General features: G+C 35.9%; 13 protein-coding genes, 1 other RNA gene and 1 pseudogene. 1 reads left to right on the top strand and 14 read right to left on the bottom strand.

The features are described 5' to 3' along the window. Positions 1–409 precede the first annotated feature (409 nt). From CHB72_RS24510 to CHB72_RS24490, 7 genes and pseudogenes are all read right to left on the bottom strand, one after another. Positions 410–862 (bottom strand): hypothetical protein, encoded by a 453-nt coding sequence (locus CHB72_RS24510; protein WP_207652644.1) that lies wholly within the window; start codon positions 860–862, stop codon positions 410–412. After that, positions 798–1,022, bottom strand: a complete 225-nt coding sequence (locus CHB72_RS27610; RefSeq protein WP_242975266.1) for a zinc ribbon domain-containing protein — start codon at positions 1,020–1,022, stop codon at positions 798–800. The genes CHB72_RS24510 and CHB72_RS27610 overlap by 65 nt, the downstream gene beginning before the upstream one ends. Further along, a pseudogene (locus CHB72_RS28155) lies at positions 1,023–1,115 on the bottom strand (hypothetical protein); the annotation flags it as partial. A gap of 26 nt (positions 1,116–1,141) precedes the next feature. Next, the gene (locus CHB72_RS27600) at positions 1,142–1,288 is read right to left on the bottom strand and encodes a hypothetical protein (protein WP_242975265.1); all 147 of its coding nucleotides are present in this window, start codon (positions 1,286–1,288) and stop codon (positions 1,142–1,144) included. A gap of 426 nt (positions 1,289–1,714) precedes the next feature. Continuing rightward, on the bottom strand, positions 1,715–4,792 hold the full coding sequence (locus tag CHB72_RS24500; protein ID WP_176431600.1) for an efflux RND transporter permease subunit: 3,078 nt from the start codon (positions 4,790–4,792) through the stop codon (positions 1,715–1,717). A 13-nt stretch (positions 4,793–4,805) separates the two neighbouring features. After that, positions 4,806–6,002, bottom strand: coding sequence for an efflux RND transporter periplasmic adaptor subunit (locus CHB72_RS24495; RefSeq protein WP_089285493.1), 1,197 nt, complete (start codon positions 6,000–6,002; stop codon positions 4,806–4,808). Positions 6,003–6,177: 175 nt separating this feature from the next. Beyond that, positions 6,178–6,774: a TetR/AcrR family transcriptional regulator gene (locus tag CHB72_RS24490; RefSeq protein WP_089285492.1), complete on the bottom strand. Its 597-nt coding sequence runs from the start codon at positions 6,772–6,774 to the stop codon at positions 6,178–6,180. Positions 6,775–7,008: 234 nt separating this feature from the next. On the opposite strand from CHB72_RS24490, the gene CHB72_RS26910 reads away from it, so the two are divergent. Next, complete coding sequence (locus CHB72_RS26910; protein WP_176431599.1) at positions 7,009–7,158, top strand: hypothetical protein; 150 nt, start codon at positions 7,009–7,011, stop codon at positions 7,156–7,158. Between the two features lie 97 nt (positions 7,159–7,255). Here CHB72_RS26910 and CHB72_RS24485 read toward each other — a convergent pair whose 3' ends face one another. From CHB72_RS24485 to smpB, 7 genes are all read right to left on the bottom strand, one after another. After that, positions 7,256–8,098: an ABC transporter ATP-binding protein gene (locus tag CHB72_RS24485; protein WP_242975264.1), complete on the bottom strand. Its 843-nt coding sequence runs from the start codon at positions 8,096–8,098 to the stop codon at positions 7,256–7,258. Between the two features lie 563 nt (positions 8,099–8,661). Next, positions 8,662–9,885: an IS256 family transposase gene (locus tag CHB72_RS24480; protein WP_089285491.1), complete on the bottom strand. Its 1,224-nt coding sequence runs from the start codon at positions 9,883–9,885 to the stop codon at positions 8,662–8,664. 577 nt (positions 9,886–10,462) lie between these two features. After that, positions 10,463–11,560: a Ger(x)C family spore germination protein gene (locus CHB72_RS24475; protein ID WP_089285490.1), complete on the bottom strand. Its 1,098-nt coding sequence runs from the start codon at positions 11,558–11,560 to the stop codon at positions 10,463–10,465. Next, complete coding sequence (locus CHB72_RS24470) at positions 11,557–12,642, bottom strand: GerAB/ArcD/ProY family transporter (RefSeq protein ID WP_176431598.1); 1,086 nt, start codon at positions 12,640–12,642, stop codon at positions 11,557–11,559. Before CHB72_RS24470 ends, CHB72_RS24475 begins: the two co-directional genes overlap by 4 nt. 1 nt (position 12,643) lies before the next feature. Next, positions 12,644–14,137 carry a spore germination protein gene (locus tag CHB72_RS24465; RefSeq protein ID WP_089285488.1) on the bottom strand — a complete coding sequence of 498 codons (1,494 nt, stop codon included), beginning with the start codon at positions 14,135–14,137 and terminating at the stop codon, positions 12,644–12,646. Positions 14,138–15,188: 1,051 nt separating this feature from the next. Continuing rightward, positions 15,189–15,518: a transfer-messenger RNA gene (ssrA, locus tag CHB72_RS24460) on the bottom strand. 22 nt (positions 15,519–15,540) lie between these two features. Beyond that, positions 15,541–16,008, bottom strand: a complete 468-nt coding sequence (smpB, locus tag CHB72_RS24455) for an SsrA-binding protein SmpB (RefSeq protein WP_089285487.1) — start codon at positions 16,006–16,008, stop codon at positions 15,541–15,543. Positions 16,009–16,322: the final 314 nt, after the last annotated feature.

The raw sequence follows: 16,322 nt of genomic DNA, 5'->3' as shown, positions 1-16,322 counted from the left end.
AAAACTATTTGTTGAAGCATTACAACCTAAGCATGTTCAACTAAGCTTCCATGATTTTCTAAATACAGCTTAGTTATTTGTACAAAACTTAGGTACATAAGTACATTATTTAATTTAATTCACTTATGTCAATTTTTAATACTTCTCATTAGGCGCCTTATAAAGTATCATTCTAATACAAAGAATATATTGCATATCTGTTAATGATAAATTCATTTCCGTTCTTCTTAATGAAACTATTTTTCCAACTTGCAATATCACTTAATATTAAACCTATACTTAAAACTTTTCCCGCAGTTGATTTTTTAAATTCTGCTCTCACTAATTGTTCAATCTCAGTAGTTTTAAATGATACTTTGTTAATTTTCCCTAAACAGTATAACACTTGATTTCGTCTTCCAACTTCAGTTTATATGGAATTCATCATTTCTGCAATTAATGTATAATTCTTGTGTAGACTATCCAACACCCATGTATTATTTGAATCAATAATTATTGCTTCGTTATATATCCATTTGTTGTCCTTAATCTTATATGCTAATATTTCACTATATTCTTGTACCCTCTGTGGTACACCGTTAGTAATCCAATAAATATGATTTGATATCTTTGTAATCTCATCATTTGTTAGATTTATCCTTAATTCTTCTCTAAATCCCTTTATAACAAATTCCATAACTTGTCCACTGTTTAATCCTTTTACTTCTGGTACTTCTGTAAGTCTATTAGCAACAGTTTTCAACAAGTCACGACTATTAAATCCAGAAGGAACTCCCACTATTAAGAACTTTGCTTTATCAGGTTCTTTTTTGTAATCTACAGCCGCATCGATACGAAACATATTTAGGCTTATCTTTAGCATTTCTCCTATTACCCTGCATTCCTGTACCACAATACCCACAATAAATCAAACCTGTTAGTAAATAAAACTCCTTTGCCTTATTAGCTCCTGGTGCTCTTTTCCTGGCTTTCATCATTTCTCTAGCCTTATGAAAGATTTCTTTTGAGACGATGACTGGCATTCCCCCCTCAATTTTTATGATTTCGCTTTCATCTTTATAGAGATGACTGTTCCTTTTTCCAAAGGCATCTTTTTTAGAGCATTTATTAAAAATGTATACCCCTGAGTATTTTTCATTTTCTAAAATACTATAGATACTATTCTCTTCTCTTTATCAACATTATAACCTAATGGCGGAATGCCTCCTATATGTCTACACTTATGGGCCGTTTCTTTCATGCCTTTCATAACTTCATGTGCTAGGTTTTTAGAATAATATTCTGCCATTCCCTCCAGCATGATAGATTCTGGGCTATCGTCTAAATTTTCAGTGATACTGCTGAGTTTTACTCCGTTCTTCTTTAATTTTCTTTTAGAAAAATGGGGTCAGCCTTGAAATATTTCTTTTAACGGTACAATTAACCATATGATGAAAATGGTGGAAAAACCAAGAATCCATTATCCAGAAGCTTCATATCATGTAATAGCTAGAGTCAATAATGGAAAAAAGTATTACTTGAAGCAATACATAAGAAAAAATATTTAGATGTACTAGCGGTGTATAAAGAAAAACTGGGCTTTAGGATATATGCATAATGACAATAGATTTACTATGAAAAGGACAGTTTGTCACTGTCCCTTTATAATACATAGGAAATAAGGTTATTACTTTTTCTCTAAAAAAATTTAAGGTTTATACAGATGCTCATATATCTATATATTTGATTCTATTTTCTTATTCATATATTTTTCCCTGAAAACTTCTATTTTCCCTTCAATTAAGCTATATAGAACGGGTACGATCACTAACGTCAATAATGTAGCCACCATAAGGCCTCCCATAAAAGCTACTGCCATAGGTCTAAATAAGTCGTTACCGAAGAATGCTAATGGGAACAGCCCAAACACCGTGGTGGTAGTACTTAGCACTACCGGTCTGAATCTAGCACTTACAGCTTTCCTACATGCCTCTTCAATAATTATACCTTTCTTTCTTTGGGAGTTAATATAGTCTATCAAAATGATAGCATTGTTTATAACTACCCCCATTAAGCTAACAGCTCCCAATATACTAAACAAAGATAACTGCTGTCTAAATACTACTAAAGCTATTACAGAACCTATTAGGGATAATGGTACTGCAACTAGAATAATACCTGGCTGAATAACTGAATTAAACTGTATCATAAGAATAATGAACAGCATAAATATTGCTACTAGAGCTGCTATCCCTATATTCCCTACGTCACTTTCCATGTCTGCCTTCTCTCCCTCTGGAACAATGGTGACATCAGGTAAATCCATTTCCTTTATCTTTTCCTCCAAAATTGTTTGTACTGCAATTGCGGTATATCCCTGTAATGCATCTCCTTGTACTGCAATAGCTCGCTCTCCCTCATAACGATTGATCTGACCTATAACTGGCTGGAAGGTAATATCTGCCACATCCTTTAGCAACACTTGGATCCCTGCAGCAGAGGATTTTATTTTCATGTTTTCTAAATCCTCTAACTTTGATATGTTCCCTTTCACCAAGATGTCGTATTCTTCATCCCCTTGTCTAAAAATTGAGGCCCCTCTCCCCATCAAAGCTATATTTACTTCATTTTGTATATCATATTTTGTGAGACCATAGGCTAAAGCCCTATTGTCATCTATTTTCATGTTAAATTGATAGTCTAATAAAGGCAGATCATCTCGAACATTGGTGCTCCCCTCTATATTTGCAAGGGCTTCTTTGATTTTTTCCTTTGCATTGATTAAGTTTTCCATTTCGTTTCCTTTAATTCTTATTTGGATAGGAGCACCCAGTACTCCTTCCACTTCCAACTCTTTTACAATGATTTTTGCCCCTACGATGCTTTCATCATAGATCTGTTGAAGGTGTCGCACCAATTCTTCATTCGTTTTAAATTGCTCTCCCTTTTTTAAATCTACCCTTATTACAATCTGGCCTAAGTTAGGAGCATTGGCCTGGGGCATAACGGATAAGTCAAATTTAGGAAGTCCTCCCCCTATGGAGGATGAATAGGCTGTCACTTCCGCTTGTTCCCTTAGCACGGCTTCTACTTCTTTCACCAAACTATCCGTTTTATCTATGTTACTTATAAATTCAGTTTGTATATCAATATAAATCATATCTTTTTCTGATTTAGGCAAAGGCACTAGAGGCAAAGTGCCGGTTAATGATAGGGATAGGATTAAAATAACAAAGGAGAGTACCAGAGTTATTATCTTGTATCTCATCCCTAAAACCAGCAGCCTTTCAAAGGTATTTTTTAGCCTTCCCCTCCCATACTTCTCTTTACTCTTTCTAAAGAATAAATAAGCTAAAAGCGGTGTTATGAAAATGGCAATGCCATAAGAGGCAATCAGGGATATGATGATCATTTGAGGGATGCCTCCCAAAAATGCTCCTGTTGTCACAGGTAGAAACAATAATGGTGAGAAAGCTGCAATTGTAGTTAAGGTAGAGGATAGCACCGGCATGGCTACTTCCTTTGTCCCTTCAACACAAGCGGTTAAACGTTCTACATCCTCATCTATTTTGTTCTGAATCCCATCACTTACTACGATAGCATTGTCCACCAGCATCCCCAGTGCCATAATTAAACCTGCTATAGTTATCATGTGAATCTTAATACCCATCAGCCCCATTGTAATAAATGTTATAAACATAGATAAGGGTATGGCAAAGGATACGGTTGTGGCGTTTCTGAACCCCATTCCCATCATGACCACCAGGATAACAATAATTATTCCACCTATAAGATTTTTTATAAATTCACTTACCGATTTTCCTACCTCTTCCGGCTGATAAACGATCTCCCCTATACTAATATCTTCAGGAAGCTCCCTTTTAAAATCCTCTAAAGCCTCCCTTACTTCCTTTCCTGCTGTTACTACGTTTAAATCTCCTTTAAAATACCCAACCAATATAATTCCATTATCTCCATTGTTTCTTATTTTGTAATTAGCGTCCTTTTCTCCCATATATATCTGGGCCACATCTTTTAATCTTACAATCATTTTGTCTTCTCTTATATCTATAATGATATTTTTGATTTCTTCTAGGGATTTAAATAACCCATCTTGATTTAAATAAAACTTCATCCTTTCGTCTTGTATGTTTCCTGAAGGCATTTGAATGTTCTGAGCAACAAGAATACCTGATATTTGGCTCAACGATATATTATACAAACTCAGTTTTCTTAAATCTACTTCTATTTTCACTTCTTTCTCTTGCTCTCCAACAATTTCAAACCGCTTTATTCCGCCAAGTCTTATAAGATTACTTTTCAATTTTTCTCCATAGGCTACCAGCTGCTCGTAGCTATAGTTTTCTCCTGATAACCCAATCAATATCCCCGTAGTTTCTAAAAGATCGGTTTCGATATCTATTTTTGTTATCCCTGACGGAAGCTCTTCTTTCACATTTTCAATCATCCTATAAAGCTCATTCCAGGTTTGATCAATTTCGCTTTGAGAAATATCCTTATCCAGAAGAAGAAGTATAGCGGCTGCGCTATTTAGAGAAGAAGAACTGCTATAGTCATAGTTTCTTAACTCCGTAAGCTCTTCCTCCAACTTTTTTGTTACCAAGGCTTCAACTTCCTCAGCAGAAGCTCCGGGATAGACTACAGTGATTATTGCTCCTGGAGTAGTAAACTCGGGGTATTCTTGTTTAGGGATAATATGATAGCTGTATAGTCCAAACAGGATAATCATAATGATGAAGAATATGGTCACGGTTTTATTTTTTATCGGTAATTGAATTATTTTATCAAACAAGTCTATCCCCCCTTTACTCCTTTATCTCCACTCTGTCATTACTTTTTACACTTCTCATACCTTCTACAACTACTTTGTCTCCCGGATTTATCCCTTTTTTTACCTCTATTTCATTTCCAAAAACTTCCCCTAAAACAACTTCCCTCATTACTACCTTATCCTCTTGTACAAGATAAACATAATCAAATCCTTCATTTAGAAGACTATTCATAGGAACAAAGAGGCCTTCCTCTTCTCCAAGTATAAAAAATACATCCAGCAGGGTTCCTATAGGAATTGAGTTGGGTTCAAGGTTTATTTTTACTTCATATAAGCTGCTTTGATGACTAGGAATGGAAGCAATGGTTTCCACCTTGCCTTTAATTTCATTGCCTTGGTGCTTTACCATAACACCCATTCCTAAAACTATTTTACTTACATCTTCATTATTAACACCAACCTTTATGGTACTCTCATCGCTCTTTATGGCAATGACAGGCATGCCTTGAGTTATATGATCCCCTTCTTTTACTAATATCTCTGAAACAACCCCCTCTATTTCACTTCTAAGCCCGCTATTTTCAAGTAAATCTTGACTTTGTTGATAAGAGGCAAAAGCGATGTCCATTTGTTTCTTTGATACTTCAAGTTCTTCCTCTCTGGTTCCCCTTGATACTTTGTTATAAGCTTCTCTAACACTATTCAACTTTTTTTCTTCTAAGTCAAGTTCTAATTTATTATTCTGCAGCTGCTGAAGCGATATAGCCCCTGCTTCCATCAGTTTTTCATACTTTTCATAGTTGTCCTTCGCATCTATGTAATTTCTCTCAGCTATCTCCACTTCAATCTTTGCTTTATTGATATCCTCTTGAACAGGTCCATTTACAGCCATATCGTATTGAGTCTTTGCCATTTCATACTGTGCTTTGCCTATATCTACTTTCGTTTTCAAGTCATCTTCACTGATTCTCATCAGTCTATCTCCCTTTTTTACCCGTTGCCCTGATTTTACATAGATCTCTTCAATTTTTCCCACTGTTTTAAATGCAGATGTTCTTAAATCTTGAGAATCTACGATTCCAATATATTCTAAGGTCAGTGGATATTTTTTTGTCTCAGCCTGCATTACTTTTACATTTTTCCCTGGTACTTCCAATTCCTGCTGTTTTTGAGACTGGCAGCCTGTTAACAGCAATATCATCATAAGTATCAATACAACAATTTTTTTCATACTTTGCCTCCTTTGATCAAATAGATACCGAGTAATCGGTATGTTTCTATTTTAAAAAAATGATGAGTGAAAAAGTACCCGCTTCCATTTAAATGATTTCTCTTTAGCTCTAAACTTAAATAATTGCCTTAGGTACTTTTCTCATCTGTGATTTAATTTTATCTTAAAATCAGATTTATCTCTTTAAATCCTCATAAAGACTATCCCATAACGTTAATAGGATATCCCTTGCATCTTCATTGCTGCTTTCCATAAAAATACTTCTCAGTCCTACACCATCTGAGATATGTATAAAGATGTTGGCAATCTCCTTATCCTTCATGGGTGACTTAATCTCCCCATTGACTTTCGCTAAGCGAATCATGTCTTCCCATGTATTCAATTCAATCTGATGGGCTTTCAATAGCTTTCCTCTGAAACTTGGAAAGCGCTTTAAGGCTTCAAAACAAAAAGCAAAAAAATTCAAACTAAGGATACTCTCCTTCTCCCCATCGTTCTCTATAGAAAAGCTTCTAATAAAATAGTCTGCGTAATCATGATAAAATTGATAAAGGGAATCTTTACTCATACTATTGAAAGCTCCAATAATAGAAGAAAGGAAATCATCAATTATTTCCTGAAAAAGCTCTTCTTTATTTTTAAAATAATGGAAAAAAGCACCTTGTGATACTCCCGCTTTTTGCACAATTTCTTTTATAGTAACCTCCTTATAACTCTTCTGCATAAAAAGAATAAAGGAAATACTTACAATACGTTCTCTGGTATTCTTCATAAATCAAATCCTTCTTTCTTAAACATACCGTCTACTCGGTATCTTTTCTATATATTACTACTTATTTGATTATTTGTCAAGATACTTCAAGTATTCTCTTTTTGCAAGACCATGGACCATGGATCATGGACTAGAACTTATGCCATCTATTTTTGTGTGCTCCTGCTCCCCCTGTCCCTATGAAACATCGCCCCTCAAGGCGGGAGATGTCATCACCGGGAGGTTTTGTTTGACATGTTTTTCTATCCGAACACTGAGCCATCCAAAAGTACACGACGCAGGCAGTTGAACAGCATATTGGATGGGCTTGATGATAAAGAGCTTATCATCGTTGGAGTCACAGCTAACAGAATTTCACAAGCGAGAGAAGTGGAGGAAGGTTGATCCTCCGCTTCTTTTCGTTTTTACCATCGTTATGGCAATGGTATCACCATTACTTTTCACAATGTTATAATAAGATAATCTAACTATCGTCTGGGTTTCACTGCTTATTCCCGCCGTGCACGAGTTGGATCATCCCTTTTTGAATGCCCCAAACCTCATCAGCCGCTGAGGACACTTTTTTTGAATGTGTTACAATAATCACACACTTGTCCTCCTCCTGTGCCAGTTTTATAAGAATGTCCAGAATGGCATTCTCCGTCTCTGTATCAAGATTACCCGTAGGTTCGTCTGCTATGATAATATCGGGATTGTGCGACAACGCTCTGGCTATACCAACGCGCTGCTGTTCGCCGCCAGACAGCTTCAAAACCTTTCTGTCTGCTTTTTCCCAGTCAATACCCACTTTTTCTAAGAGAGCGTATGCATGTGATTTCTTGTTCTTATCATTGACACCGCTGATATTCATAGAGAGAACGATGTTCTCCACCGCAGTAGCATTGGTAATGAGATTGTCGGTAATCCCCCGCATTCCTGTTTGAAAATCATCAAACTGGTTTCCAAGCAGTTGCATCGTTGGATCAATAAACTCGGATTTACCGCCGCCTGTCATTCCCGTTGTTCCGCTACCCCCGCCTATACCCCCATCGACGGCTTTTATATTTTCGCCGAAAACACCCGCATTAGCCGTGAGCTTATACTCTTTAATATACTCCGACTGCGCGAATGCCTTGCGTTGCTCCGCAGTAATCCTTGGGATAAGTGATGTGCCTGATTTCATTACCTCTTGCATATCAGGCGAGATGGTTACTTCGCTGCCAAAACGTGTTTTGTAATCGTCAATAATTCCACTTGCCGTATTGTTGATGGAAAGTGTGATGACCGTCGTGGTGATAATGGCAAAAATTATGATTCCGAGGTAAGCGTCAACTCCAACCCACATTTTAATCAGCTCAAGATCATGAGATAATTTTCCCTCCCTAAAGAACGATCTTTCATTTATTATATACGGTATAGCGAATAATATCCAGTCAAGAAGCTCCATTCACAAAGAATTTGCAAAGCAGAAAAAGTCCCACTGCCTTCCGGAGCAAACTGGCTGGCAGTGGGGGGATATCACAAGGAGCTATGCATTATTACACAATACCTATACTCGTAACACGTTTCCTTAGTATCAAACAGTTCTTCAAGATTTCAAATGCACCCACTCTGGCAGAGTGTGCATAACGAACACGAGCGTAGTTCCTGTTTTGATTCTCATCTCCGACCTCCTCCAGCAACATAGTGCGGATTTGACCAGCTCTAATTGTACTTAAATTATAACGGCATCCCTTAAGGCGTTCCTCACTAAGATGACGTTTCTAGCTGGGCTGTGGGTTGCCTAATAGAAACCAGCAGTTTTACTAAGCTGCTAAAACGTAATTATCATTTGCGTTTATATTTAGTGCCCAGTTTTTGACGTGCTACCAAGCTTCCATTTTAACTTTTACTGACAAAAACATCTTTTTAGAGTGTAAGGTGAGGTTCTATTCTACCTTCAAAGAAGATCATTAGTTGGTTAAGGACAATATCCCAACTACGGTAACGCTGAGTCCATTTTCTTGTAGTATTCTGGCTTGCTAGATACAGCATTTTCTCTAGCGATTGGTCGGAAGGGAAAATGGACTTTGTTTTTGTTACCTTTCTAAATTGTCTATGAAGACCTTCGATGATATTGGTGGTGTACATGATTCTTCTCACCTCGACAGGAAACTTAAAGAAGGGAGATAATACATCCCAATTGGCATGCCAGCTTTTGATGGCAAAGGGATATTTCTTGCTCCATTTTTCTTCCAGATCATTTAGCTCTTGGTAGGCAGTTTCTTCATTTACTGCGGTATACACAGCTCTGAAATTACTGGCAAACTCTCTAAGATCCTTGTAGGAAACATATTTAAAGGAGTTTCTAAGCTGGTGAATAATACATCTTTGAATTTGAGCTTGAGGAAACACCGCCTGGATGGCTTCCTTTAAACCTGTTAACCCATCAACACTGAAGATTAAAACATCCTGTAATCCTCGGTTTTTCAATTTGTTAAGTATCCCTAACCAAAATTTTGAGGACTCATTTTCTCCTATCCAAATCCCTAGTATTTCTTTAAATCCCTCTAGGTTTATGCCTAATACCACATAGGCAGCTTTGCTTTTAATCTGCCCATCTTCTCTAACCTTATAATGGATAGCATCTAAAAATATGAAGGGGTAGATGGGTTCTATGGCTCTATTTTGCCATTCCTTTATTTGAGGTAGCATTCTATCAGTAATTTTACTTACCATTTCTGCAGATATCTCTATTCCATAGATATCTTTGATTTGGTCGTGAATATCCCTAGTGGACATACCCCTAGCATAAAGGGATATTACCTTATTTTCAATACCTGAAATATCTCTTTTGTTCTTTGGTATTACTACTGGCTCAAAATCACCATTTCTATCCCTTGGTACTTCTAGTTCCATTTCTCCATACTTTGTTTTAACTGTCTTTTCCCCATAACCATTTCTTCGATTATCGGTTTCCTTATTCTTTCTGTCTCCTTTAGCATAGCCTAACTCTACATCAAGCTCTGCTTCTAGCATTTCCTGTAGAGCATCTTTAAAAAGATCCTTCAGGAAAGAATGTAAATCATCTGCTGTCTTTAAATTACCTCCTACTATCATTTCTCTTAATACTTCTCTTGGTAATACGCTCATAAAAATACTCCTTTCTGAATTGGAATTGTTTGTTCATTCTTGCCAGAAAGGAGCTTTTATTTTCACTTAAGCACAGATTATTTTACACTACCGGCACATATTATTTATGAATCATAAGTAATCCTTTTTTATGGAAACCAATCAAATACGTTTCTACTAGACAGCTTAGAGTGTCTTCTTTGGATGTTGTAAGAACCTATCCTCACATCTTCTCCTATTTTTAAAAACACAACAAAAATGCTGTTCTCATTACCACCATAAGAACAGTATTTTACTTTTAAAATCAATTATCTTAAGTTTTCAGTTCTTTTCTTACTAAATTGATGGAGGCGAGGGGAGTCGAACCCTTCCTGTCGGTCGGCCTCTTTACCTTCAGCTTCTACAAGCATAGTTACTGTTTTGATTCTCGTCTCCGACCTCCTCTCCAGCAACATAGTACGGATTTGACCAGCCCTTATTGTACAACTTATGAATAATAAATTAGATAATCTCGTCTCATCTTGATGGCTTAGAAAGATTTTGGGATTTGAGTATGTCAGACATAATAGATCTAAGAAAAAAATCCTAGAGATGTTTTTTATTTGATGACACCATGTTGTTTTATATCAACCTTAACATCTATATTAATCTCAGCATGCTTATATGCTTCCTTCCATTCTATACTTCTCCAATAGTCATTATGTTTTGCCCTTACCATATCTCCAATACCTACTGGATCGCTGCCTATATCTTGCATATGATTAAATAGTTGTACATAATCTGCTTTCATTGCTTTAGCTATGGTCTCCTCAAGAGTCTTCTGATTTATCGCCTCATCTGTTCTATCCCATTTATATTCATCCAAGGTTACATCAAAGCTTAACTTCATATTAACTGCTAGTTTACCCTCCCTTACCTCAATATCAAACTTTCTTTTTACATGCCTTAATAATACAGCAGTCTGAAATTTCATTCCTTGATCTTCGTCAAAGTAATTACTAGTTAAATAGGTGGCGCTTCCTAATCTCCCCATTGCTGCCAATAATAAGGAGGTCATTTTCGTATCAATTCTACCAACCTTTTTATCCTCAGAAAATAGAGCTGTCCCTGTAATTTTTATTCCATTTGGCTCTAATTTTATCATTGGTGTTATGGGATCTAGGCCAGGAGCAAAATATGCAATATCGAAGTTATATATTCTTGTATCTGGAATATACCCATTCCTTATATTATTCTCTAGGAGCTGACTTATATAATATGCACTGCGGGGCTTATCTCCAAAGGTTAATGATTTTTCAATAAGCTCCTTGGGGCTACCATCAACAACAACAATTAGTGCCAATGCTGGATTAATAGGATCTCTTTGAAAGAGCTCCAGCAGGTTAAAAATCCCTCCTTCTGCCATATCGTATGATACTAATATATGTTGTATTTTTCCACCTTCTAGATTTTTTGGGGAAACAAGCCTGCCGTCTTCTCTAGCCTCCCTAAGGGAATTGGCTATAGTTGTAATCATCTCTACCTCCCCCTGCTGTTGAATACCAACTACGGGATTGGTAAAGGATATCAGCATCATGTCATCATCTGTTTTTTCTATTCCCATATTAAGAATAAAACCAACCTTTTCATAAATCCTTTGATCCCAACATCCCGTTAGAATTATAGGCACCAATATAAAAATCCATATTTTTTTCATTTTATACCAACTCCCCTTTTGTTAACAAAAGAAAGTAAATAGCATATACATAGAAAGCTTATAAATCCAATACCAATAAAATTTAACACCTCAAGAAATTGGTTTGTCTGAACTACGTCCTTTGGTACTCTGCTTAGCACGACTACAGAAATATAAACCATCGATAGAAGTACTCCTCTCTTCTGAATATTAAATAATATATTGATGCTATAATAGGATGAGAAAAAAAATTTTAGTATGGAGCTACCCATGGCTGGAAGCCAAAGTGCAACAAAAAACAGATCTATCCTTTCAAAAACAGGAGCTTTATAGGATCTAGCAATGTTAAAAAGGGGAAATTCCATATATTTTAACATTTCCTCCCCAAAAAATCCTGTAGAATAGCCAGTAACAATAACAAAGAAAGTCATAGAGAATAAATTTGCTGCTAAAGCATACTTCATTGCATTTTCTTTGTCAGTAATATTGGGATAAATAATTGTCACTAACTCAATTCCCAAAAATCCAAAAAATGAAGGAATGATAGCCATAGTAATTGGGCCTATACCTGCATCTGCTACTGGCATAAGAAAAGTTAGGCGAAAATCATTGTGGGTTATTAAGAAAAAAATAACTACCAAGGAGAAAATCACAAGTAATGTATTTGCAAATCTACATATAGCCTTAAGACCATACCATGCAAGATAAATAGCAGGTATCAGTATAAAAAAAGTTAGTACTACAGGGGAAGTCAGCTTTAGGGCGCTAACCTTTATTACATCGGTGAAAATGCGAGTACCTAGGGTGGCAGCAATAAAGGTATAAGTTATTATGAATAGGTTTATAATGCTACCTAAATATCTGCCGTACAGAAGCTTATTAATTTCAAGTATGGATTTGTCTTTGTATCTATTCAAAAGAAGCATAATAATTACAAGTGCCAAAGAAGTTATTATTCCCGCCAGTATAACCGATATCCATGCGTCATGTCCTGCTATTTCCACAATAATTGAAGGAAGAGTAAGAATACCAATGCCAATCTGTGCTGCTATGATAAAGACAAATAGTTGACTGGATTTAATTTTATGTTTATTATCCAACATTTCACCTTCCTCTTTTATCATTATTGGGGATTCCTTGATCAGGTCTTCTTCTAAGGAATTTTATTGGAGCCCTGATCATTGTATCCTTTAATTCCCTAATTTTTAGAGGTATCACTGGTTGAAAATATGGTTGTCCTAAAGATTCTAATACTACTAAATGGGCAATTAGCACTGCAGAAGCCACTACTATCCCTACTATCCCAAAGACTGCTGATAACAGCATAAAGATGAACCTTATAAACCTTACAGCAAGTCCCATGTCATAGGTTGGTATGATGAAAGAGGCCATTGCAGTAACAGCAACTATTATAATAAATAAATCGCTTACAATACCAGCTGCAACAGCTGCCTGACCAATAACTAAACCTCCAACAACGCCTATGGAAATTCCAATATAGCTTGGTAGTCTTATGGACGCTTCCCTAAGCATCTCTATAGTTATTTCAAGAATAAGGGCTTCTATAATTGGTGGGAAAGGAACCTTAATCCTAGACTCCGCCAATGGTACCAATAAGTCTAACGGAACCATAAAATAATGGAAGGATGTAATAGCTATGTAAATTGCCGGTAAAAAAATCGCTATCAGGGCTCCTAATAGTCTTATTGCCCTAATAAAAGTACCAAACATCCAATTGGTACTGTAATCATCTAAGGCCTGAAAAAAAGAAAAAAAGCTTATAGGTGCTATTAATACAACGGGTGTTCCCTCCTGCATTATTACAAATCTTCCCTCCAACAAGGCCGCCACTGCCTTATCTGGCCTTTCTGTAGCTAGGTATTGTGGGAATGGTGAAAGCTTAAAATCTGTTATAAATTGTTCAATATAGCCTATTGCCATCATTCCATCATAGTTTATGGCCTCTATTTTAGCATATAGCTTATTTAAGAGGTCCATATTAGCAATATCTTCAATATATGCTATAGTCACTGTTTGATTCATAACTGTTCCAACTTTTGCAACCTTAAATTTAAGTTTTGTATTCTTAATCTTCCTTCTTAGTATAGCTATATTTGAATCATTTATTTCTATAAAGCCCTCATGGGGACCCCGTACATTCTTTTCTATTTCTGGCTCTACAATACTTCTATGTTCATATTTATATAGCTTACATGATATAGCAAAGGGATTACCGTCTATGATAAGTATAGTAAATCCTGATAAAATATCTTTTATAACTGAAGAAAGATCATGGTGACAATCTATGTCAGCAGCTACAATTCTTTCTATAATATCCTTATCAACTAAATCATCATCTTTTAGGGAAAGTATAGGATTAATAAAATCTCTTTGAACTAGATCCATATCAACAATTCCATTTAAATACAAGAAGCATCCTTGCCTGTCTTTATTTAAAAAAATCTTTCTTTTGATTAAATCAGGACAATCACTGAAGGCTTCCTCTAGCCTTATGAGGTTTTCCTTCAATGAGGTTGATAATTGATTTTCCTTATATCCTGCTTTTGGCTGAGTTTTATTTCTATTCCTTTTATACATAGACACTCACCACCCTATACTATTTTTTTCTTATGGTGAGATTTTATTCATAAATAGCAACATCAATAAGAATCTAGTCAAAAAAGTATTAAAGCCAAAGGAATTCCTATGGCTCATCATATATTGATTTAGATATATTAATCATAATCTATATCCGAATATCCTATTTAGTCCTCTAAGGATACTGGACAAAAGACATTATTCAATTAAACTAATATTTTGCCTAGCTTCTATCTATAGATATGGAACAAGGTACCTATTCTACATCTATATATTATTGTTTTCAATCTTTATTTAGAAGTTACACTCGACATCAACACAATACACACCACATGGCTGGACTTGATGGTTTAAATAAACTCAGGTTTAGAATAGCACTTGCTCTCTAAAAAAATAATCTCCTTCGGAGGAGGGCCTATATAGTATAAAATAATTCATTGTACCTACTTTTTTAGTTGCTTCATTATCATATCAGAGCTACATAATCTTTAAAAACCATATATGCTTATTAATAAAGAAGTGGATATATGGGCCTCATATATTAGCAATATCCCCATCGTTAATTTTTACAAAAATATGAACTTTTATCTTTAATACAGCCTATTAAAAAATTGAATATTTATGTATATATCAGTGAATTATAACTCAAGTACTCTACTCCTAAATTAAAACATAAGTTTGCCATATATAATTTAAAAACCCTACTGCTTTCACAGTAGGGTTCTCTTTTAATTGGTGGAGGCGAGGGGACACCTTGTTCCATTGTTTCCAATGGCGCTGACTATATCTTGAACTTCACTTGAAGTCCTCTGGCGTGTTATAGAAGCTATAATGTAAGGGGACACACCCCTATTTGGAGTATTCCTCTTCTGTTGGGGAATGTCCCCAATCAAAACTTCTATCCTAGTACATCCTATTAGGATGCCTATGAGTCGATACAGAGCTGTTGGATTACTCCACATACTCCTCGGTATTGCCGTCGTCTTTACGTTACGGTTTCACCGATTAAGCCAGATTTTCACTTGTGATTCGCACCACAAGGCGACTCTTTTGAATCGAACCCCTGTCCGAAGGCCCTTTACCTTCAGCTTCTACGAGCGTAGTTACTGTTTTATTTCTCGTCTCCTCCATCGTCCAGCAACATACTATAGATTTGACCAGCCCTAATTGTACAACTTAAGGTCAAGGCATCCCTTAAGACGTTCCCCACTAAGATGACGTTTCTAGCTAGGCTGTGGGTTACCTAGTAGAAACGAGCAGTTTTATTAAGCTGCTAAAACGTAATTATCGTTTGCGTTTATCTTTAATGCCCAGTTTTTGACGTGTTACCAAGCAAAACACGGCTCGCTACCAAAGACTCCAAACCCCCGTCGAAACCAGTACGCCCCCATATTATTTATGGTTTATTGTTTTTGCCTATCTCTTAATTCTTTTTGAATTCTTCGATCGGCATCCTTCTTGGCAATAGTTTGACGTTTGTCATATTCTGCTTTACCTCTAGCTACACCTAGTTCTATTTTTACTCTTCCATTACTTAAATATACACTTAAGGCAACTAGCGTATAGCCCTTTTGTTGCACATATCCTATCAGCTTACGGATTTCTCTTTTATGAAGTAAAAGCTTTCTTACTCTAAGGGGATCCACGTTAAAAATGTTTCCCTGTTCATAGGGGCTTATATGGACATTGTTCAGGAAAACCTCGCTGTTTTCTACCCTGGCATAACCATCACGGATGTTGATTTTACCTTGACGAATAGATTTTACTTCTGTACCCTTTAGTTCTATTCCAGCTTCATAGGTTTCTTCTATAAAATAATCGTGTCTTGCTTTTTTATTGGTGGCTAAAATTTTTCGTCCTTCATTGCCCATTACTTTCACCCTTTGAATGTTTTATTCATAAAAGATTAATACTCAATTGCTGAATTCTTATTATATCATAATCAAACTATAAAATCAATACATGAGAACACTTGAATCACGGCAAAAGCATGAATACATTTTATTCCAAAATCCTCAAAAGAGAATTTTTTAAAAATGCCATTGCAGCATTTGTATTGTGGTAGGCCTTGGTTTGTCATGAAATGTATCCAAGCTTATTACTACTACACCATGCACTTACAATATGAACTGCTCTTTTGCCTGCTCTTTTATTCGCCGTTCCCCTCATGGTTTTTCCATCTATA

The sequence above is a fragment of the Anaerovirgula multivorans genome, from assembly GCF_900188145.1.
Taxonomy (GTDB): Bacteria; Bacillota; Clostridia; order Peptostreptococcales; family Natronincolaceae; genus Anaerovirgula; species Anaerovirgula multivorans.
The sequence above is the reverse complement of the archived record's forward strand: the minus strand, read 5'-3'. Positions and strand labels throughout refer to the sequence as shown.